General features: G+C 63.6%; 1 protein-coding gene. It reads right to left on the reverse strand.

What is annotated here, in order from left to right:
• Positions 1-363, reverse strand: a 363-nt coding sequence (locus AC5ZG1_RS44785) for a 50S ribosomal protein L11 methyltransferase (RefSeq protein WP_496136627.1), incomplete at both ends; no start/stop codon positions are given.

A 363-nucleotide genomic window follows, 5' to 3' on the forward strand; every position in this document is an offset into this window, starting at 1 on the left:
TGCGCACCGCGATCGCCAGAACGCCGCTGCCGGTGCCGAGATCGAGCGCATTGCCAACCCGGCGCGAACGCACCACGGCATCGATCATCTCCAAGCAACCGGCCGTTGTGCCGTGATGGCCGGTGCCGAAGGCCTGGCCGGCATCGATCTCGATGGCGATGTCGCCGGAGAGGACCTTGTCGCGGTCATGCGAGCCATGCACCAGGAAGCGCCCTGCCCTGACTGGCTTCAATCCTTCGAGCGATTTCGCCACCCAGTCGACATCCGGGATGACTTCTCGCAACAGCTGAGCATCGGGAAAAGCGACCTTCAGCGCCGCCTCGATGCGAGAGCGCACATCTGACTCGTCCTCGGTCATCATAT

It is taken from the genome of Bradyrhizobium sp. Leo78 (genome assembly GCF_059512425.1).